The organism is Streptomyces sp. NPDC046859 (assembly GCF_040645135.1).
GTDB lineage: Bacteria > Actinomycetota > Actinomycetes > Streptomycetales > Streptomycetaceae > Streptomyces.
Map to the genome: position 1 here is coordinate 34431 of NZ_JBEYXR010000033.1, position 19327 is coordinate 53757.

General features: G+C 69.3%; 15 protein-coding genes and 1 pseudogene. 12 read left to right on the forward strand and 4 right to left on the reverse strand.

The window, feature by feature from the left end; all coding sequences use genetic code 11:
• Positions 1-340 precede the first annotated feature (340 nt).
• The gene (locus ABZ899_RS32285) at positions 341-1600 is read right to left on the reverse strand and encodes a patatin-like phospholipase family protein (RefSeq protein WP_361353169.1); all 1260 of its coding nucleotides are present in this window, start codon (positions 1598-1600) and stop codon (positions 341-343) included.
• A complete protein-coding gene (locus ABZ899_RS32290; RefSeq protein WP_361353172.1) occupies positions 1597-4284 on the reverse strand; it encodes a hypothetical protein in 2688 nt (895 codons plus the stop codon). Before ABZ899_RS32290 ends, ABZ899_RS32285 begins: the two co-directional genes overlap by 4 nt.
• Before the next feature lie 149 nt (positions 4285-4433).
• Here ABZ899_RS32290 and ABZ899_RS32295 point away from each other — a divergent pair.
• The 10 genes and pseudogenes from ABZ899_RS32295 to ABZ899_RS32340 all read left to right on the forward strand — a co-directional run.
• A pseudogene (locus ABZ899_RS32295) lies at positions 4434-4579 on the forward strand (IS5/IS1182 family transposase); the annotation flags it as partial.
• Positions 4580-5122: 543 nt separating this feature from the next.
• Positions 5123-7384 (forward strand): helix-turn-helix transcriptional regulator, encoded by a 2262-nt coding sequence (locus ABZ899_RS32300; RefSeq protein ID WP_361353174.1) that lies wholly within the window; start codon positions 5123-5125, stop codon positions 7382-7384.
• A gap of 15 nt (positions 7385-7399) precedes the next feature.
• Entirely contained in the window at positions 7400-7957 is a 558-nt protein-coding gene (locus ABZ899_RS32305; protein ID WP_361353177.1) for a helix-turn-helix transcriptional regulator, read from the forward strand.
• Between the two features lie 650 nt (positions 7958-8607).
• Positions 8608-9117, forward strand: coding sequence for a Pycsar system effector family protein (locus ABZ899_RS32310; RefSeq protein WP_361353180.1), 510 nt, complete (start codon positions 8608-8610; stop codon positions 9115-9117).
• 37 nt (positions 9118-9154) lie between these two features.
• Entirely contained in the window at positions 9155-9814 is a 660-nt protein-coding gene (locus ABZ899_RS32315) for a Crp/Fnr family transcriptional regulator (RefSeq protein ID WP_361353182.1), read from the forward strand.
• Positions 9815-9928: 114 nt separating this feature from the next.
• Positions 9929-10747, forward strand: coding sequence for a hypothetical protein (locus ABZ899_RS32320; RefSeq protein ID WP_361353185.1), 819 nt, complete (start codon positions 9929-9931; stop codon positions 10745-10747).
• The gene (locus tag ABZ899_RS32325) at positions 10744-12774 is read left to right on the forward strand and encodes a hypothetical protein (RefSeq protein WP_361353187.1); all 2031 of its coding nucleotides are present in this window, start codon (positions 10744-10746) and stop codon (positions 12772-12774) included. Before ABZ899_RS32320 ends, ABZ899_RS32325 begins: the two co-directional genes overlap by 4 nt.
• A 188-nt stretch (positions 12775-12962) precedes the next feature.
• Positions 12963-13535 carry a hypothetical protein gene (locus tag ABZ899_RS32330; RefSeq protein WP_361353190.1) on the forward strand — a complete coding sequence of 191 codons (573 nt, stop codon included), beginning with the start codon at positions 12963-12965 and terminating at the stop codon, positions 13533-13535.
• A complete protein-coding gene (locus tag ABZ899_RS32335) occupies positions 13532-13942 on the forward strand; it encodes a hypothetical protein (protein ID WP_361353193.1) in 411 nt (136 codons plus the stop codon). The genes ABZ899_RS32330 and ABZ899_RS32335 overlap by 4 nt, the downstream gene beginning before the upstream one ends.
• A 213-nt stretch (positions 13943-14155) precedes the next feature.
• Positions 14156-15568 (forward strand): hypothetical protein, encoded by a 1413-nt coding sequence (locus tag ABZ899_RS32340; protein WP_361353196.1) that lies wholly within the window; start codon positions 14156-14158, stop codon positions 15566-15568.
• A gap of 60 nt (positions 15569-15628) precedes the next feature.
• Here ABZ899_RS32340 and ABZ899_RS32345 read toward each other — a convergent pair whose 3' ends face one another.
• Both ABZ899_RS32345 and ABZ899_RS32350 read right to left on the reverse strand, forming a co-directional pair.
• Positions 15629-16069 carry a hypothetical protein gene (locus tag ABZ899_RS32345; RefSeq protein WP_361353198.1) on the reverse strand — a complete coding sequence of 147 codons (441 nt, stop codon included), beginning with the start codon at positions 16067-16069 and terminating at the stop codon, positions 15629-15631.
• Positions 16070-16332: 263 nt separating this feature from the next.
• Complete coding sequence (locus ABZ899_RS32350) at positions 16333-17115, reverse strand: hypothetical protein (protein WP_361353201.1); 783 nt, start codon at positions 17113-17115, stop codon at positions 16333-16335.
• Positions 17116-17579: 464 nt separating this feature from the next.
• On the opposite strand from ABZ899_RS32350, the gene ABZ899_RS32355 reads away from it, so the two are divergent.
• Both ABZ899_RS32355 and ABZ899_RS32360 read left to right on the forward strand, forming a co-directional pair.
• Positions 17580-17843, forward strand: coding sequence for a helix-turn-helix transcriptional regulator (locus tag ABZ899_RS32355; protein ID WP_361353204.1), 264 nt, complete (start codon positions 17580-17582; stop codon positions 17841-17843).
• Positions 17844-18063: 220 nt separating this feature from the next.
• Positions 18064-18891: a DUF6083 domain-containing protein gene (locus ABZ899_RS32360; RefSeq protein WP_361353206.1), complete on the forward strand. Its 828-nt coding sequence runs from the start codon at positions 18064-18066 to the stop codon at positions 18889-18891.
• Positions 18892-19327 lie beyond the last annotated feature (436 nt).

Consider the following 19327-nt stretch of genomic DNA (forward strand, 5'->3'; position numbering starts at 1 on the left):
ATGTCGTTCGTTGCAGGCACTGCTCAGCGCTGACTCGGCTTGTGGCTCTGCAGCCGCTCACTGCCGTTGCGTCGCAGGTACCCAGCCTGCTCCCCGATGCTGGGCTTCCTCGTTTCAGCTCCGCATGACGTCGTCGGCCGGCCTCGCGCTGCCGCCGTTGAGACCCGCGGCCCTCGCCCGTCGGCCGCGTTGGGCAAGGGACGGGACAGGGCCTCACCGAGGTTGTGCATCTCTGGGATGTCCACCGTCGTGGTTGGCCTGCCGTTCGGCGATGCGTTCAGTGGACCGCTGACCAAATGGGTACGCAGAGCATTGCAACGGGCACTGACAGTTCTTCTCCTCAGGGGCAGGCCCGGCCCGCCTCGAACATCATCTCGATGTAGAAGTCATCCCAGGGCTGCTGGTCCTCCGGCTTCAAGGGCTTGTGGAAGTAGTGGTAGACGGCTCGGTGGGCGCGCATCACCGCCAGCGCCCGGTGCCTCGGCGGAGGCGTGAAGTTCACGAGGTCGAGGCCTTTCGTGACCAGCGAGATCGTCTGGTCCTCGTACGGGGCGAGCACCTGGGACTCACCCGAGCCGAACAGGCCGATCTGGCCGATCCGGCACAGCAGGTCGCCCAGGTTGCGCACCGGGGTCGGCGGGTCGATGGACAGGCGCAGCGCCAGTGTGCGCGGCCGGGGCGGTCCGGTCGGCACCGCGGCGGAGGCCCGTGCCTCCGACGGCACCAGCTCGGGTTCCCGTTCGAATTCACGGAACGGCAGGTTGTTCCAGAGCCCGCCGTCCACGTACGTGCCGCAGGGCGGCCAGCCGTCCCGCTTGCCCTTGATCACATACGGCTTGTAGATGAAGGGCAGGCTCATGGAGATACGGACGGCGTCGGCGACCGGGAAGTCCGGCGTGTACCTGGCGGAGAACAGTTCGGTGCGTCCGGTCGACAGGTTGGACCCTGTCATCAGCAGGTCCTTGCGGAAGACACGGCGGTGCTCCCGGAAGGTGACGGCCCCGTCCAGCGGCCTGTGCCCCCTCAGCCGCATCCGCTCCCTGAGCAGGGACTCCCAGGCCTTGCGCGCCTCCATCCCGGAGAACACGCCCATGTCCCGGCCGAGGAAGGCGGCATAGGTCGGCCAGTTGGCGAGTAAGATCTTGAACGGCTGCTTGTGTAGCTTGCCCTTCACCTCCTCCCACAGTTCGGGGGCGAAGGCCGAACCGAGCAGCGGCAGCAGCCGCTTGAGCGAGAACTTGGAGACGGTCAGCGCAAGTTCCACCGCCCTTTCGATCTTCGTCCATTCCGGTTCGACGGGTTGCCCTCCGCTTCCAGCCTCGGGCCGCCATCGGGGCTCCGGTGGCTCGAAGAATTTGTCGAAGTCCGTACCGGCCATGTACTCGGCGATCGCCTTGCTGTCCATGCCGGTGGACAGCATGAGCGCGGTAATGGCACCTGCCGACGCCCCGCCGAAGCCCTTGATGTTCGGCATCACGTCGAGCTCTTCCAGGGCCCGTACTGCGCCCAGGTAGGCATGGCCCTTGCCGCCACCGCCCTCCAGTACGAGATAGCGGACGTCATTGGGGAGCAGCCTGCGGCGCGGCTCGGTGTCGCTCATGACCCACCCGTTTGCGTCGTGCCCGGTACCGGATCCGTGACCAGCGGCTTGGCCGTGGGCGGGTCCGGGAACGCCGCCTCGGCATTGGCCTTGGGCAGGACTGGGTCGGGGTCGAGCCACACGAGCGTGGTGGGTAGCCGCGCCTCCCAGGAGTCACCGACCGGTTCCCCGTCATCCGGCGCACCGGTCTGCGCCTGGATCTCCTGTGCCACGGACACGTACGCGGCGCTGCCGGGCGCGGGTGCCGGGCCACCGCCCCAGGGTTTGCCGGTGCCCAGGAAGTACAGCACCTGGCGGGCGTGTCCCGGCCGGGCCGACAGCACGACACGCGCCGAGCCCGCGCGCAGGAACCGCGCGTAGTCCGGGTCGGAGGATTCGATGCCCCGCAGTTCGTCCCAGCGGTCCCCGGCCGCCCACAGGTAGGGATACAGGACGTACGTGAGGTTCTCCCACTCGAAGGACTGCTCCAGGAACTGGATCATCGCGGCGTGCTTGCGGGCGTTCGCGATGTGTGTCCAGGGCCGCCCGTCGGTGGCGTCGAACTCAAGTCCGTCGTAGCCCTTGTAGCGCTCGCCCAGCATCAACTCGACAACCTGGCGCTTGATTTCCTCGCGCATGACCCGTGCGTTCTCCGCCGGGCTGAGTCCCTCGATCCGGATGCCGGCCCGTACCGCCCGCTCGTCCCGTTCCTGGCGGTGGGCGCGCAGCAGCTCGAAGTAGGCGGTGCGCAGCTTCTCGTAGGTGGTGGCGCGCCATTCGTGCAGCGCCGCTTCCTCGCGCCGACACACCACCCTCACCTGCACGGAGAACAGTCCGTAGTTGGCGGCGAGCACGGTGATCGGCAGTTTGCCGGTGCGCCGGCCGTTCAGTTGTCCGCCGATCGGTTTAGAGATCCAGCTGCGCTCGCCCGAGGCGATCACCCGGTTCTTGACCGGGTCCGGGTCGGACTCTGGCGGCACGTTCGCACTGTCCCCGACGGTGATCACGGCGGCGGGCGGGACAATGTCGAAGGAGTTGAGATCGGAGGTGTTCCAGCCGGGCTTGACCCAGTCGTCCTGGTCCCAGGCCACGACCCAGCCCGACCACCGGTCCTCGGCCCGGTATCCGGGCGGGACGGTGACCGGGGCGCCCTCGACACCGCCGGTGCCGCTGGTCGAGCCCTCCAGCGGGGTCAGCCACACGTCGTGCGAGGTCTTGTCGCCGCTGGGGTCGGTCTGCGGTACGTGCAGATAGCCGTGCGCGACGACCTCGTCCGCCGGGGGCGCGGTGATGCCCACGGCGTGCCAACGGGCGGCGAGCTTCAGGTAGTACCCTGGGTCCGCCGGATTCTCGGAGATGTCGGTGGGGAGCAGGGCGACGGGGTTCTCCTCGGCCGGGACACCGCTGAGCGTGAACGGGGTCGGCTCGGGGGTGTCGAAGCCCTCGCCGCTGTCGCGCTTCCCCCACCACCGTACGTACGCGGCGGGCTCGGGCACCTCGAACTCCAGCAGGAACCGGTGCGGATACCGGTAGGTGCGCAGCCTGACCACCTTGTCGACCCACCGGTACATCCCGCACACGGCCGCGTCCTTGGCCTGGACCTGATGGGTGTCCTTGGACTCGGACCGGGTGAGGGTGCGCGTCGTCCGTCGCTCGACGACCCGTTCCTCGACCCGGTGCACGGCACGGTTCACCAGCTCGGTCGCCTGGCGCAGGGCCTGGCGGGCCGACTCTTCGGCGGAGAAGTCGAGGCTGCCTCCGAGGTGGGTGGTCACCTGGGTTGGCCCGTACTGTCCGGAGGTGTCGACCTGCCCCTCCAGATGCACCTTGGACGAGGTCAACTTCGATGATTCCTGGGCGAGTTCGAAGCGTGTCGTGGACTGGTTGTCGCGCTCCTGCATCTCGTCCCGCTCGGTACTCACCATCAGCGTGGTCTCGGCCTCGTCGAGCCGGGTCAGCACGCGTTCCTTCATCTCGTGGGCGAGGACGTTCTCGATGTGGGCCAGCTCGCCTGGTACGTAGCGGTTCCACTCTTGGCGGACGACGTACAGGTCGGCGAAGCCGGGCTTGCGGACGAGCGCGGCCCGCAGGGGCCTGGGAAAGAGCTTGCGGGGCAGCAGCACGAGCCGGTCGCGCAGCGCCCACAACACGTCGTCCGACAGGCGCAGTACACCGCCGTTGAACAGGACCAGTTCGACCAGGCCGAGGACCAGGACCGCCCGCTGCACCACGTGCTGAGTGGTGGGGTCGGCGTCCACGTGGGCCAGGGCGACGAGTTGCTCGGCCAGGGCGAGGGCGGTGGGGTACAGGCCGTCGGCCACCGGAATGCTCGGCGGGTCGGCGGAGCCGTCCACCCCCTGCTCCACCGGGTCGCGGTCGAAGAACCGGTGCACGGCCGCGACCAACGTTTCCGGGGTCGCGCGGTTGTCGCCGCACAGCAGCCAGGAGTCCAGCCGCGCGAGCGCCTCGCAGTGGGGTACGCCCGTGTCCGCCACCGAGGTCAGCGGCGGCCCGGCGGGATCTATGACGGGGACGACGCTGACCGCCATGTCCCGCGCCGCGTCTTCCTCGACCGCCAGGAGCCGGTCGGGCAGCGCCGATTCGACGAGCCATGCGTCCAGGCGCAGTACGGGCCGCCCCTGAACCCGCGGGCACTGCCGTTGCGGTGCGCGTACCACCTGGAACCGAGTGACTTCGCTGGACATGCCGGCCTCCTCCCCCGTGAACTGCCGGTCATGACAGGGAATTGTGGCGAGGACCGCGGGGGCGGCGCATGCGCAGAAGGTCGGTTGCGGCGGTAAGGGCGGGTCTGCTACGCGGTGTCTTCAATTGTCTTGCAGGGCGGAGGCGGTTGGACGACCGAAGGGTCCTCAACAGGATCGTGTGGAAGTTCCGCACTGGCACCGCCTGTCGGGATGTGCCCGAGGGGACATCGACTGGATGGTGTCGGTCGACTCCACCGTCGTGCGAGCCCACCAGCACGCCGCCGGTGCCCGAAAGGGTGATGCTCGGCGCGAGCGTGCCCCTCGGTCGGGCACCGGGTGTTCCAACAGTAGCCGGACCACATTGGCCAAGAGGTGTGAGGTGGTTTCCAGGGCCGCGAGCATCATGAAGATCGCGATGGAGTGGACAGTGCTGTCGGCGGTGTCCTGATCGGGCTCGACCTCGTCGCATCGCTGGATCCAAAGAGAAACGGGGTCTGTACCCGGTTTCCTCCGGCGTTCATGACGACGGCAGGCGAAGCGCCGCGGTCTCCATGTCCGAGGCACGCGGCGACGCCCTGGAGGCCCGTCGGCCTCCAGCACCCCATGAGCGCGCTGGGGCACTTGGAGCAGCCGGGGCGAGGCAGACGATGTTCGACAGCTTCCGCAGGCGTATGGGCTTGGGCTTTGTTGGCGCTCGTCTCGACCAGTTCGACGGGGTGTGGTGACGTGCGGGGCGGGCGGGTGAGGCGACGGACCGTGCGCTCCCCGTACGCAAATAGTACGGAATCCGTACGCAGAACGTACGGTTTGCTGGTACGCTTGGGGGTGGAGGTGTCCCATGTCGGAGTTGTTCGAGGCTGTGGACGCGCTGGTCGCGTCCCGGTCCCCACTGCCGCCGCCGGCGGAGCGCAGGCGGCTACGCCAGGCTCACGCGCTCACCCTGGACGAGGTGGCCGCCGCGCTGCAGGTGCGGCGAGCGACCGTCGGTGCGTGGGAGTCGGGCAAGACCGAGCCCAGGCCGCCGGAACGGGAGGCGTACGCACGCCTGCTGGAACAGCTCGCCACGCTCTACCCCGCCCCGGAGAGCACCGACGCCGAGCAGGAGGACACCGCGGCGCCGCAGCCCGCTGCGCCGCCCGCTGCCAAGGCCACGGCCGCGGCGCCGTCGTCGTCGCCAACGGTGAGCCCGCCGAAGGCGCCGCCGAGCGAGGCACCGGACAGCACGGCCACGCCCCGTGCCGGGGCAGAGGATGCCCGCTCCGCTCCCCCGGCGGCGGGCCCGCGTGCCGAGCGCGTATCGCGGGGCTCGCGTCGTCCGGGTGCGAAGGAGGCCGCCCCGGCGAACACGGCCGCGCCCAGCGGTGTGTACCCGCACGGCCCGCTGCTCGTTCTCGACGCGGACGCTGACCGGCAGGTGACCGGCTACGGCATTGGCGGTCTGATCCTGGACGTGCCCGCCAAGTCGCTGCCCGCGCTGGTCGAGTGGACGCTCACCGAGGCGCGGCTCGGGGCGGAGAGGCTGCACGGTTCGGGCAAGGATGCCGATCCGCTGTTGGTGCTCACGGAGGCCGCGTGCGAGCGCTACGGCCTGCCCGGCTCGCTGTCGGAGTCCGAGCGGCTCGCGGGGCGGCTGGCGGAGGGGCACAAGGTCGTCAAGCAGTTGCAGCGGGCGGAGTGGCAGCTCACCAAGCGGGGGCTGGGGCCGTGGGCGCGGATCTACCGTCCCGCCCAGGGCGGGCGTCGAAGTTGCGTGCAGTTGTGCATCCCGTCCTGGCGGGCCCTGGACGGGCGCGCGTGGGGTCATGCCGCGCGGCTCGAGCCGGTGGAGCTGGCCCGGGTGCTGGGCGTGTATGCGCAGCGGGTGATGACGCCGGTGGGTTCGCCTGCGGTGACGGGGCTGCAGTTGATGACCGCGCTGAACCCGCCGACCCGTGCGAGCGAGCCGGATGCCGACGGGCGGCGTCATTCCGAGCACCGGCCCGGTTCGCTAGGTACGCAGCCGGTGGACCCGGCGCCGTGCGAGGCGCCTGACGGGCACCCCGTCCTGGCCGGCCTGCCCCGCTTCCACGTGCGCGGCCCCGAGGAGGGGCTGTTCGAGGAGGCCTACGACTGGGCGCGGGATCTCACCGACGCGGAGTGCATGAAGGGCTACCTGGTCGGCCTCGATGTGAACCTGGCGTTCGCCGCGGGCGCCAATGGCGCCGTCGTCGGTCTCGCGTCGGCGCCGGTCCATGTCACCCGGCCCGCGTTCGATGCGTCGCTGCCCGGTTCGTGGCTGGTCGGCCTCTCGCACGTTGATCCGTCCCGGGTGAAGGTGGGCAAGCAGTGGCGCGACCTCGACGGTGATCTGCTGCCCAGCCCGTTCACGCCGTCCGGCCGGCGCCCGACGGGTCCGGCCTGGTATGCCACGCCCACCGTGGCGTATGCCGTCGAGCTCGGCTACGACGTCGCCCCGGTGGAGGCGTGGGTGCGCTCCGAGCACGGCCGGTTCCTGGACGGCTGGTACAAGCGGCTGCGCGATGCCTACGTCGCGACCATGTCGGATCTCGGGGTGGGCGAGAAGCTGTCCCCGACCGAGTTCTTGGAGGCGATGGACGGCTACAAGAGCCGTGACCCGGAGCTGGGCATCGTCGTGGACGCGGTCAAGATGACCGTCAAGGGCGGCATCGGCAAGCTGCGGGAGAAGGCGCGCGGCGGCGGCTGGAAGCCGGGACAGGCCTGGCCCGCCCTCGCCCGCCCGACGTGGCGGCCCGACATCCGTGCCGCCGTGATCTCCCGGGCCCGGATCAACATGCACCGCAAGATGGTCGCCCTTGCCGCGGCCACCGGGCAGTATCCGGTCGCGGTCCTCTCCGACTGCGCCGTGTACGCCGCCGACGGCCCCAGCCCGCTCGACGTCCTGCCCTACGACTCGGGCGGCAAGACCGTGCCCGGCAGCTTCCGGCTCGGCGTCTCCCCGGGGATGGTCAAACACGAGGGAACCCAGAGCGTGCTGTGGGGCGCGAACGTGCTGGAGCGGCTCGCCGGTGACGGCCACGTCGCCAACCTCGCCCGCTACATCAAGACCGGCGAGGTCACCGCCAAGGACACCGGAGAATAAGGGGAATTCGCAGCGATGGTCACGGTCGGGGAAGGACTCGACAAGGCGGTGCAGGGCGCGTTCACGCGCCCCATCCCGAAGTCCGCCGGAGCACAGGTGCGTTATCTCGTCCGCCAGCACCAGCGCAGCACCAGGCGCGTGGCCGAGCTGCTCGGCATCAGCCAGCGCACCGTCGAACGCTATGTGAAGAACCAGATCAAAACGCCCCGCCCGGAGCTCGCCGACCGGCTCGCACGCGAGGTCCGCGCCCGCTGGCAGCCACAGATCAGAGCCAAGGCCAAACAGACGGCCGCCGCCACCAGCGGCATCATGATCGATGTCCAGGGCCGCTTCGGCTACACCGCCGCACCCGGCAGCACCGACGACGCCCGCATCCGACACCTCACCCTCGCCCTGCCCCCACAACACGCCGCCCGCCTCTTCACGGCCCGAGAGGAAGGCGCCACCGAGGACCAGCTCCGCCAGATCGCCGCCGACGCCCTGGGCGAGGTCTACTTCCGCGACAACGGCCACCGCGCCCACGGCCTCGAAGTCGAACTCACCGACCTCATCGACCTGGAATTCGAGCTGTAGCCGAACCCGGCCCCTACAGGAAGCAGGAAGGGCACTGGAGAGGGCTGTGACAGCAAGGGCGTTCTCACCAGCCGCCTCCCGGCCTCGCACCCGCCGAACACGACCTGCTCCGGCAACGCATCACCACCCGCTAAAACCCGACGCCGGGCTCCGCGCCGAGACATATACCCCTGGACAAGATCCTCAACATGAAGGAGGTCCGGCGCGACCTCGCCGCGCACGGCGCGCCAGCGTGAAATGCGCATCGCTAACGCTTCGTAGCTCAGGTGTCCGGGGCACGCCTGGCCGATGTGCACAACCTCGGCTCACTCACCGCCTGGGCATCGTCGGTCACAGCCGCACTCGCCGCAGCGGTGGCAGCACTGATCTTCACCGGGTACAGCCCACGGTCTCGAATCTGGTCGACCTTCCCGCCACCAGCCCGCATCCGAAACCCTCCGCGAGCACCGCCTCGCCCTGACGCGCCGCCGGTTGGGCTCAACGGTCATGCTCGGCGCGGTCGCCCGAGCGGCGCTGCGCGACGCCCGGTGCTCGACTCCTGTGTGACGTGTTCGGCAGATGTGATGCCCTGCAGTGGGCCCTGGCGCCCGAACGGCTCCTGCACGGTGAGAAGGCACGCACAGTGCGGTATGGAATCGAGGAGGAACGACATGCCTGACGGGGACTCCATTTGGGCCGGCCCTTCGAACTGCCGGCGGGTTGAGGATGCGGCGGCGCGGGTGTTTGTGGAAGTGCAGCGGGCTGACACGAAGGCGACGACGTTGTGCGGCGTGGCCGGGGCTCTGCTGGCGGCGGATGCTGCGGCGCTATCAGGGGCCCCGGCATCGGGTTGGATGTCCGTGGCTGCTCTGGCGTGTGCTGCCGTTCTTCTGGGTGTGGCGCTCGTCGTCGCGCTGTCTGCAATTCGCCCTGTCGTACCGCGAGAGGGCCGGTTCAGGCCGTTCGCAGGCTCTGCTCCGGCAGACGGCGGGACCGAAGAGGTCGTGTCGGCGTTCTCGGGGGGTGTCGACGAATACGTGCGGGCGGAGGCGGAGCGGCTCATGGTGTTGGCCGGTTTGGCTCAGCGGAAGTTCCGTGCGGTGAAGTGGGCGGTCGATCTCACGGCAACTGCCGTAGGCATGGCCGGAATTGGCTTATTGAGCGTATACATCACTGCTTGAGAACATCGTGGCGTGACGGGCACCACATGGGGGGTGTATGTATCAGCCGCATGTCTCGGTCATCGGTGATGATCTTTGGTCGCAGTTGTGTCAGCTGGCTCCGGTCCGTGTGCGCCCGGCCAGGAGCGTGCTGTTACGGCAGGGGGATCCGGGCACCCATGTCATCCTGCTGGTCTCCGGATCAACCTTGATCACGCTCACCGGATCGCATGGCGAACGGACGCTGCTGGCGGTACGCGGTGCGGGTGAACTGCTGGGCGAGCTGGCGGTGTTGGACAACGAGCCACGCACCGCGTCGGTCATCGCCGCGGAGGACTGCCGGGTGCGCATCATCCCTGCCCCTGACTTCCTGGCTTTCGTGGACCGCCACGATCTGCAGGCCGCGCTGCTGCGTCATGCCATCGCGCGGGTACGTGAGGCAGAGACCGTACGCCTGGAGATGGCCACTTCGGCCGTGCCCGTGCGCCTGGCCTCGGCGCTCGGACGGCTGCTCCAGGCCGCGTCGGCGGGCAGCGCCGAATGCCTCGTGCGGCTGACGCAGTTGGAGCTGTCACAGCTGATCGGCGCGTCCCGCAACGCCGTGGGAACGGCATTGAAACCGTGGCGGGAGCAGGGATGGCTCGCCACGGAGTCCGCCGGCGGACTCATCGTCCGCGACATCACATCGATCCAGTCACACGCTCACGCGCAGACGTGACCGACCGCACCGGCGTGGTGCCCAGCGCTGGGCACCGCCAGCGCCCGGGCACGTCCAGCATGAGGCAGCACACCCACTCGATGGCTCCCGACACGATGGAAAGGCTGCTGCCCCATGCCCTCTCTGACCCAGTCCGACGTCACCGATGTGCCGCCGGAGCATGCTCTGCTGACCGTCGACATGAAGGAGTACAGCAAGCTCCCCGAGGCAAAAATGGCGCCCTCGCGGGCCGATCTGGACAGCATGCTGACGACGGTGTTCGCCCAGTGCGGGATCGGCGACGCGACGCTGATCGGCGCCGTCAAGGACCGTGGAGACGGTGCCATCTTCGTGCTGCCGGCCCGGCACGCGGCACGGCTGATCGATCCTCTCCTCGTCCACCTCGGTCAGGCGCTCGAGCGGCGCGAGCAGACCCGGCTGGCCAACGCGCCGACGATCCGGCTACGGGCCAGCGTGCACGTCGGTCCCCTGGCGCCGCCGGAGCACCGGGGGGACGCGGCCAACGACGCCTGCCGACTGGTCGACAGTGACGCGGCCCGCCGGGCCATGACCGCTGCGGTGGACCACGGAGTGCTGCTGGCTGCCGTGGTGTCGGACACCGTATTTGGCCGCACGGTCGCCGCGGGCCGCACGCCGACTCTCAAGGAGCAGCACTTCCACCGGGCCATCGCCCGCGTCGAGGGCAAGCCGGGCTTTGAGCAGACCTGCTGGCTTTTCGTCCCCGGGCTGGTCCCCTCGGTACTCGCCCCCTACTTCACGCAGGACAGCGGCGCCGTACCCGACGGCCACCCCAGCCAGGCCACTGAGCGCAGCACAAAGGGCGCCACCGCGAACGAAAGCAGCGGCTCCGTACGCCAGAAGGGCAAGGCCAGCGGCAAGGCCCGGCTGATCCAGGTCGGACGCGACTACATTCCCAGCCAGGAGCAGTCATGACCGACGCCGAGGGCACCGCTGCGGTGCAGCAGCAGATCGAAGCGTCCGGGCAGGCACAGGTGACGCAGGTCGCTGGCGACTACGAAGAGCACCACCACCAGTACGTCCGGGGCTGGCAGTACCTGCGCAGCGTCAGTGTCGACGACGGCGAACTGGACCTCGCGGAGCATGCGTTCGTCGATCCGCCCGGGCCGCAGGGATCCGGCCAAGTGGCGCAGGCCATCAACAGGCTCAGCCGCCCCTACGGCAAGAACCACGTCCTGGTCCTGTGCGGGGGAGCAGGCACGGGACGGCGCACCGTCGCCCTGCATGCACTGCGCAAGGCGGGGGTGCCCAGGAAGCAGATCAGCTGGCTGGTCCTGGACTGGGACCAGCCGCGCACTGAGCAGATCCCCCACACCGAGGGAAGCGCATTCATCCTGGACCTGACTGGCTATCAGGTGCTGTCGGAGGACTTCTACACCGGACTTGCCGACTACCAGAAGCAGGCACAGGCCGCCGACGCCGTTCTGGTCATCCTGGCCGATTCGAACGGCTGGAACCCCAACGCCCTCGCGACCGTGCCGACCGTGTACCTCGCGCGCCCCTCGGCCGCAAAGGTCGCCGAGTCCCATCTGCGCCACCTCGCTGTGGGCCGGATGGACTGGCTGACGCACGAGCCGCTCAACGACCTGCTCGCCCCGGAGGCGTCGGCATCCGACGGCGCCCGGCTGGCCCGGCTCATCGCCGAGGCCAAGGACGACGACCAATCCACAGTAGGTAAGCAGTTCACCAACTGGCAGAAGCACCTGGAAACCTGGTTCGAGCGGCACTGCGCGCCGGGCGACTTGCAGGAGCGCGCGCTGCTGATCGCGGCCGCCCTGCTGGATGGAGCTCCGGCCGCCGTCGTACTGGGGGCCTCGGACCAACTGTTCACGCAAGTCGGCGGTGAGCTGCCGCGTGGTGGTGCACTGTCCGGCCGTGACCTGGACAAGCGGCTGGACGCGATCGACGCCTCATACACGGATGACGAGGGAATCTCCCTGGAGGAGAAGCAACGTGGGCTGTCGGGGGCTGCGCTGAAGTATGTGTGGCGGCAGCGGCCTCAGCTGCGGCCCGTGCTGCTGGAATGGGCCTCCCAGATCAGCGCACCCAACAAGATCGCCGTTCGTCATCTGCAGCGCATCGCCGACTGTCTGGTGCCGCTGTCGTTGCTGCCCGGAGGCTCGACCGTACTGTCCGTGGCCAGGCAGTGGATCGAGACCGACCGCGTGGCGCACCGCCAGCTTGCCATCCACATCCTGGAGACCATGGCGCTCCACCCGGTCGCCGGCGTCGCCGTACGTAAGCAGCTGTACGACTGGGCCCAGCAGAAGACAACCAGCGAACAGCTGATCGCCGCAGTCGCCGCGGTCTGCGCGGGCGAGCTGGGGAAGCGGTTTCCCCGGGTCGCTCTGACCCGGCTGCGGCTGCTGGCCTCCCGCGATGACGACCAGGCCCGCGACGCCGTCGCCGACGCAGTGCGCACCCTGGCAAGCGCTCCCGAGCAACGCGTCCTGGTGCTGTCGGAGATCGTGGAATGGGCCGAATCCAGCGACAGCACCATTCGAAAAGCCGGAGCGGGCACGTTCCTGGCCCTGACCGACATCACCAGCGACGTCCTCCTGCCTCTGCCCGCAAACCGGGAGAGCACCGGCGAGGCTGTCGACGCTCCCGATGTCCTGGCCGGTCAGCTGTTCGTTCGCGGCTGGCGTGCGGCCCTGCAGGAGCCCACGGCAGCGCAGGCGGCGTACCGGCATCTGGCAGCCTGGCTGGACTCGCCCAAACTCCAGGACGACCAGGTCCTGCCCCTGGCGGCGCAGGTGCTGCGCGGCTATCTGGGCCAGGAAGGCCCCTCCGGTCTGCTGGTGGGCTCGCCCGACAGCTCCGAACTGGGACGGGCTCGGCGCGCACAGCTGTTCGCCCAGCTGATCTCCGAAGTGGCCTCCCCTGCCCGCTCCAGCGCCGTGGCGCGGTCCGGCGGTGACGGCGCCGCCGTGACGGCGTGAGTTGGCTGCGCCGGCGCAGCAGACCGGCCCAGCTCGCAACAGATGCGGCAGGCGCGGGCACGGCTCGTCCGCTCGTGCTGAGCGACGAGCGGATGGCCAGCAGCATCAGCAGTGTCCGCTTCACTGTCCGCATCACCGGGAGCTGGCAGTGGACGCATCCCGGTGACACGGACCAAGGAGATCTGGCGATGCCGGCGCGTGAGTACCTGCGCCGGCAGGCCGCCGGGATCCTGTGCCGGTACTCCGTTCTGGATCTCGCAGCGGCCCACGACGCCACCAACTCCTCTCTGGCGCAGCGCGGTTGTCCCATGCCCGGGCTGGAGGTCAGCGGCACGGCGGAGCTCAGCGTCGCGGCAGCAGACCGCGCCCTGGCCGAGGAACATGCCCGCCGGCAGCGGGCAGCAGACCTCGAACACGGGGAGGAGCTGCACCGCCTGGCCCATCTGCAGCAGGTGCTCGCCGACCCGGACCTACGCCGCGTGTGGTGGATGGCCCAGTTCCCCGACCGCTTCAACGACCTCGACAACCTGGCCCTGGCACTGAAGGGGCTGCCTGCGCCGCAGGCGGCGCAGGACAACGACCTGCGCGGTGACATCCGGCGTTTCACCGACGACCTCGTCACCACCCTGCACACCCCGCAGCAGCGCGAGGTCTTCGTCCAGGCCCTCGTCCAGACCCTCACGGCCCTCGGCCACCACCACCTAACTACCGCCGCCGCCCTCCGGCACCGCCCTCACGATCCCGGGAGCACACCGGCATGAACCTCCACACCGCACGCTGGCTCCTGGCCCCTGTGCGCCAGCTGCGCACCCGCCGCCTCATGGCCCGGCACGGGCCGACGCTGGCGTACGACACCGCCTGGGCCCTGATCACCCTGCACAGCGCACCAGACGAAACCACCCTCGTGCGCGCCTGGGCCCGCGAGAGCCCCGGCGCCGCCCCTGGAATCCACCACGACCGCTGGCACACACTTAGCCAAGCCGAACAGCAACGCCGCCTCAGGTGGCTGCGCCGACACGGGCACTCCCCCGTCCAGCTCCTCCAACTCGACGCCGGCCTCATCCACAGCACAGGTCTCCACGTACTCGACTGGGGAACCCCGCCAGACCTTGCCGAAGGCGACAACGCGACATGGCCGCACACGCCCGAAACCCACGAACGCCCTTAGCCCGCGCGACGGCGTCATGCCGAGGGGCGGTTGCCTCAGGTACGGCCAGCGGGGGTTGAGCCGACCGTAGTGTTGATCTCGGTCAAAGTGAGGCTGCGATCACGCCATGGCAGGCTGGTCGCCGAATATTCGAACAACTTGTTCGATAGAACTTTCCCCGACCCGGTGTCAGGCATCAGGCCTGGCACCGTATGAGCTCGGGGGTTCGATCGAATGAATACGACGTGGTTCAGACGCCGCGCCGCGCAGGTGACGGCCGTGATGCTGCCGGCTGCCCTGCTGACGGTGGCGCCGTCGGCAGCGACTGCGACGGATGCCGGCGAGCTGCGGGTGGAGACGTATGTGCTGCCTCTCGGGGCGGCGAAGCCTTCGCTTGAGGAGTTGCAGAACGGGGACGGCACGGCGCGGTTGCGGCAACTGGCCGCTGCGGAGCCGGCGGCGCAGCTGGCGCTGGAGACGGTTGGCCCTGCCTCTTCCTACGCTTCGCTGTCGACGCAGGCGTCCGGCGCGCCTTCGGTGTCGGAGCGGGCGCGGTCGTCCGCGACTGCGGGGCCACGGGCAACTGCTCCGGAGCCGGCGAGGAAGATGAGCTTGGATGAGTGCGCGAAAGGTTTGGGCACCGACAAGAAGTTCTTCGTCAAGTCACGGTTCGCGGTGTGCAACGGGGCATCGTTCGTCCAGACCTGGTTTCGGAACAGCCGCCCCGTGGGCGAGAGCATGTTCAACGTTCGCGTGATCGGTACCGTCGCGCGCAACAGCCGCACGATCAACTACGCGTACCACTTCAGCGACTTCCTCAAGACCGGCAGCAACGCCGCCGACGGGCTGTCGATCACCACCAAGGGGAACACCCCGCAGAGCTGGCCTTCCGGCGCACGCTACATCCGTGGTGGCGACCTGCCGGCGGGGGCGAGAACCTTTGCTCAGCTGAGGGCTCAGAGCACCTTCAAGCAGACGGTTCTCGCCAAGCCGGGTCAGGGCACGGGATCGGCTGACCTCGTCTTCGCCGTCTACGAGCCGTCTGTGAAATACACCGCCCCGGCGCCCTGGACTCTCAACGGCAACGGCGGCAACCTGTTCATGCTCGCCCCTCGCTGGGATGCAGCGTCCTACCTGGCCAACTCCACCGGAGGCGGGAACCCGGACAGGAAGGGCGCCGCGACGTTCAGCTACATAACCCCGCTCACCCTGAGCGCGAAGCCGGGCGCGGAGGAACGGGCAGAAGCCCAGCACATCCGACAGGCATTCCTGGTCCCGCAGGACACCAAGCCGTACATGTCCGCGAAGAAGGTGCCCGGCCAGACGGCCAAGGAACCACTGCACCGGACCGTCAGCGAAGCCCGCAACAAGAAGAACAGAGCGGCGGCGGTCAAGCAGTGCAAGCGCTACTGGGGACCGAACTACACCAACGGCGGGAAGGAATGCGATGAGTACCCGTTCGCCAGCACCTACGAAGGCGCCGCAGAAGTGGAGTACGACCCGGAGGCCAAGAAGTTCAACTTCTCCGCGAAGCCGATCCCGGGTGATGACAACCAGGCCGGCGGTCTGATCCTGAAGAGCTACTACGCCAAGAACCGCATCATCGACGGATTGAATGACGGCTTCATCGTCAAGATCGTCACCTGACCGGATGCCCTACCGGCGGGGGCGGCGCCCAGGGCCGCCTCCGCCCACCGGTTCCGCGTGCTACGCGTCGGCCGGCCAGAACTGCACGAGGTAGCGCTCCACACCGTCACCGGTACCTTCGCCCTCCGAAAGCGCCGCAGCCGCGGCCCGGCCAACGCAGCCGACGCGCACGCGCCAAGAGCCGCCTGCTTCAGCCAGCGTGATGACCTCGTCCGTCCGGCCCGTGTGCATGGACCACACCGCGACCTGCCCGCTCGTCGACTCGAACTCAGCTTCGGCCTGCTCGTCCCAATCTTCCGGATCGTTGGGGGGCGGCGCCCCGTCCCACACCTCGACGTCGACCGTGGCGGTGTGGGTGTGCCCACCGCTGGTGATGTCCAGACGCCCCGGATGCGTGCCGAGGAAAGAGCGGCGGCGAAAGTCGTCGGGGAAGGGGACGGGCAAGTCCGCGTCGTCGGACTCCTGGAGTCCGAATGCGTGGTACCCCACCAAAGCGCTCACGCGCTGTCGCCGTACAAGCTGCGCCACAACTACCCCTTCACTTGAAAACACGGCCCTTCGCCAGGATGCTAGATCGCTACCTGCAAGGGCACACAGCACAGCGAATCAGCCGCAGACGACCGAGCGATACATGAGGAGTTGACGAAGAACCTTCGTACGGGCAGTGCGTCATTCGTTCGAGCCCGGCCATCCATCGGGCAGACGGCGTCCTGTTTGAAGTCAGGCGAGCTGCGGCGTCTTTTGTCCGAGCGACCGTCGGGCGCTCAAGGCCGTTCTCTTCTGTCATCGTTGACTGGAGTGGCCGGGTCGTACTGGGAGCGGGTGTCGTGGATTGGGCTTCCATGCGCAAGGGTCCAGTGCAGGTCTCCCGAGTCTGGGCAGGGCTGCCATGACCTGAGCAGCCCGGTTGCTGCCAGTTGGTCAAGCAGGGTGGGCAGTTCCGTGGGCGGGACTCCACAGGCTCGCGCCATCTGGTCGACTTCGCTCAGTCCGCTGCCAGCGTGCGGATCGGCGTGCGCCGTGAGGTAGGTGCCTGCAATTTGAGGCAAAGGTCCGATCGCGCCTGCTCTCGAGACGGAGCTGACGCGCAGGGCCCAGTCCGCGGCACGCATCCGGTCGGGGCGGGCTGGAGCTTGGCCAAGCAGCGTGGTGTCAAGCAGTTCGGCGGCGATCTCGTTGGCTGCACCCTGGGGCGCCATGCGCAGCCATCGTGCATGCTCTAGTTCGCGGCACAGGTCCTGGACGGTGTTGAAGCGGAGGCTGCGCAGCACGCCCTTGGACAGCCGGACTCCCATTTGGGTGTTTATCCGCAGTGCGCACTGCAGTGCCAGCAGGCGCGCGGCGGCCGAGGTGTCTGGTGGCAGGGCGGCGGCCAGGTAGCTGAGGATTTCACGGACCCGGACTCGTTCACCGGGCCCCTTGGGATTTCTGTGCCGCCGTGTGGTCGTCGGCGGCAGTGGCGCGGGGGCAAGGAGGGTGTCCGGTACGACGGCGGCTTGTGCTGTTGCTGCGGCGCAGGCACTGCAGGCGTCGGCGAGGCGCCACACGCGTCCGCCGCGTTCGCAGGCGAGGAGGAGGCGGATAGGGCCGGCGCAACCGCGGTGGCGGGGGTGCCAGCGGCAGCCACGTTCATGGCACTGGCAGATCCGCAGGTGCGGGGGGCGCAGGTCACCGCGCACGTGGTGTGCGAGGTGAGCCAGGGCCGCCGACCGAGCGGAGACTGCGGTGATCGGTGTGATGCCGTGCGGACAGTGCCGGCAGACGAGAGCGAGCCCGTCGGCGCGTGAGCGCAGTTCCACGGTCCAGGCGCGTGGTGTCGCCGGACATGCTGTGCGCATCCTCATGGACGCGTGTTCCTCCAGTTGCTTTTCGCGCTGGTCCCGCCCGGGGGGTGTGGGGGCAGCCGCCCACCGTAGTGCAGACCTCTGCCCTATCCCAGCCGCTGCCACCTGGGAAAATAGGGCAGAGGTCTGCACTGACAGGGCAGGGGTCTGCACCGTCGGATGGACGGGTGACGATCATGCCGCCCGATCCGGACCTTGACGCGCTGCGGTTGGAGCTCGCGCGTCTGCGGGCCGCACGCGGGTGGAGCTACGACGAGCTCGCGGCCCGCAGCGGCCTGGCCAGACGCACCGTCATCGAGATCGAGCAGGGCCGCACCATCGGCACACTGAAGACCTGGCATGCCCTCGCCCACGCCCTTGACACCCAGCTCGACGAGCTCTTCAGCACCCTGTGCCGCGGGCACGACCTGCCCGGCCCGCCCCGGGACTGACTCCCCGCCCGAGCGCCTGTCGCAGATCACCCGAACCGGCGAGACCCTGCCGAACAAGTGATCACACGATCGCACTCCAGTCGCACCGTATGAGGCCGACCGGGCGATCCCGCAGAGCTCCTGCCGCCCATCCGGCGTGTTGGCTGACAGGTTCGCCCGCATGCGCTCCACACCCCCTCCCCCAGGCCGGCATTGGGACGGAAGTCGCCGCGCCCACCACGTGCGCCGTTCCCTGCACGTCTCCCCCGATGGCGCCAGCCGGCTGCTGCGCTGCGGCCAGGGCGACCGCTGCCGCGAGTGCGGCAACCGGATCGAGTGGTACCACCGCGGCACTCAGCGGCCCGTCCGCCTTCATCCGCACGAGCTTCCGGCGGCCAGGGTGCCCGCCGTGTGTCGCTGGCATGTCAGCTCCGGTGTCGCCTTCCCGGGCGGAGACGGCGGCAGCTGGTGCCGTCTGCCGCACGCCGTGGTCTGTCCCGCCCGAGACGTTCCCCCGCCCCCGCCCGAACTGACCGGGCTGCGCCGCTCGCTCGCCGTGAACACCCGCCGTCTGATCGACGCCGGCGCCTTCACCCCTCGCCCGGACAGCCCAGCATCCCGGCGAGGGGACTCGGCGGACTGCCGCCCGGCCCGCCCCGTCGTGCAGTTGCTGTACGTGCGCTACCTCGCCGCCCGCCCGGTGGACGAGATCCGCTGCATCGCCCAGACCCGGCGCCGCCACCGTTGCACCAGCACCCTGCTCTCCCCCGGCACCCCGGCCGGCACCTGGAGGCTGGTCCCGGCCACCGCGACGAGCGGTCAGCTGGCCATGCCCGCCGAGGTCATGGCCATCTACGACCTCAGCCGCCTCCCGTACGCCGAGCAACTACGCTGGCGCGCTCAGCGCTGCCCGCAGCACGCCGCCATCCCCACTGCCGCCGACCTCGCGGTAGCCGACTGGGAGCCCTTCGACCCCCTGGCCCATTACGAGCACATCCACAACCGCCTTCCCACCCGCACCCGCCGCCCAGGCCCGACCGGCTGGGCGCATGAGGCAGTCGGCCCATGACGCCCTTCCACGCCCTCGAGCTCACCCTGCCCGGGCCTCCCACTCAGGGCGAGCTCCAGCACGCCCAGGCAAGAATCAAGCCAGCCGCGAACGCGGACCGTACCCGGCTGACAGCAGTGCAGAGCGCGCAAGCTGGGCGGCGCCTGGACGTGCTACGCAACCAACGGGGCACGCGACTGCCGATCGACATCCTGACCACGCACCACCCGGCACGACCGGGTCCTGCTCAACGTCGCTCTCAACCGCTTGATTTGTTGCAGTCTCCTGCCAGGCCACAGCGGCCCCGAACAACAGCCGCACGATGTGCTCGGCCAGCGCACGGCCGGGGACCACGCCCGGCGTGATCAAGAACGCGCCCGGTTCTTGGAGAACCAGCCTGAGAGCCTGCTCGCCGTCACCGTCGAAGAAGGCTTGGTATACGGCCCCCACCCCGCCC

Excerpts from the sequence above, each read along its gene's own strand:
- ABZ899_RS32285 (WP_361353169.1), bottom strand. The coding sequence starts at position 1,600 with ATGAGCGACACCGAGCCGCGCCGCAGGCTGCTCCCCAATGACGTCCGC.
- ABZ899_RS32290 (WP_361353172.1), bottom strand. The coding sequence starts at position 4,284 with ATGTCCAGCGAAGTCACTCGGTTCCAGGTGGTACGCGCACCGCAACGG.
- ABZ899_RS32300 (WP_361353174.1), top strand. The coding sequence starts at position 5,123 with ATGTCGGAGTTGTTCGAGGCTGTGGACGCGCTGGTCGCGTCCCGGTCC.
- ABZ899_RS32305 (WP_361353177.1), top strand. The coding sequence starts at position 7,400 with ATGGTCACGGTCGGGGAAGGACTCGACAAGGCGGTGCAGGGCGCGTTC.
- ABZ899_RS32310 (WP_361353180.1), top strand. The coding sequence starts at position 8,608 with ATGCCTGACGGGGACTCCATTTGGGCCGGCCCTTCGAACTGCCGGCGG.
- ABZ899_RS32315 (WP_361353182.1), top strand. The coding sequence starts at position 9,155 with ATGTATCAGCCGCATGTCTCGGTCATCGGTGATGATCTTTGGTCGCAG.
- ABZ899_RS32320 (WP_361353185.1), top strand. The coding sequence starts at position 9,929 with ATGCCCTCTCTGACCCAGTCCGACGTCACCGATGTGCCGCCGGAGCAT.
- ABZ899_RS32325 (WP_361353187.1), top strand. The coding sequence starts at position 10,744 with ATGACCGACGCCGAGGGCACCGCTGCGGTGCAGCAGCAGATCGAAGCG.
- ABZ899_RS32330 (WP_361353190.1), top strand. The coding sequence starts at position 12,963 with ATGCCGGCGCGTGAGTACCTGCGCCGGCAGGCCGCCGGGATCCTGTGC.
- ABZ899_RS32335 (WP_361353193.1), top strand. The coding sequence starts at position 13,532 with ATGAACCTCCACACCGCACGCTGGCTCCTGGCCCCTGTGCGCCAGCTG.
- ABZ899_RS32340 (WP_361353196.1), top strand. The coding sequence starts at position 14,156 with ATGAATACGACGTGGTTCAGACGCCGCGCCGCGCAGGTGACGGCCGTG.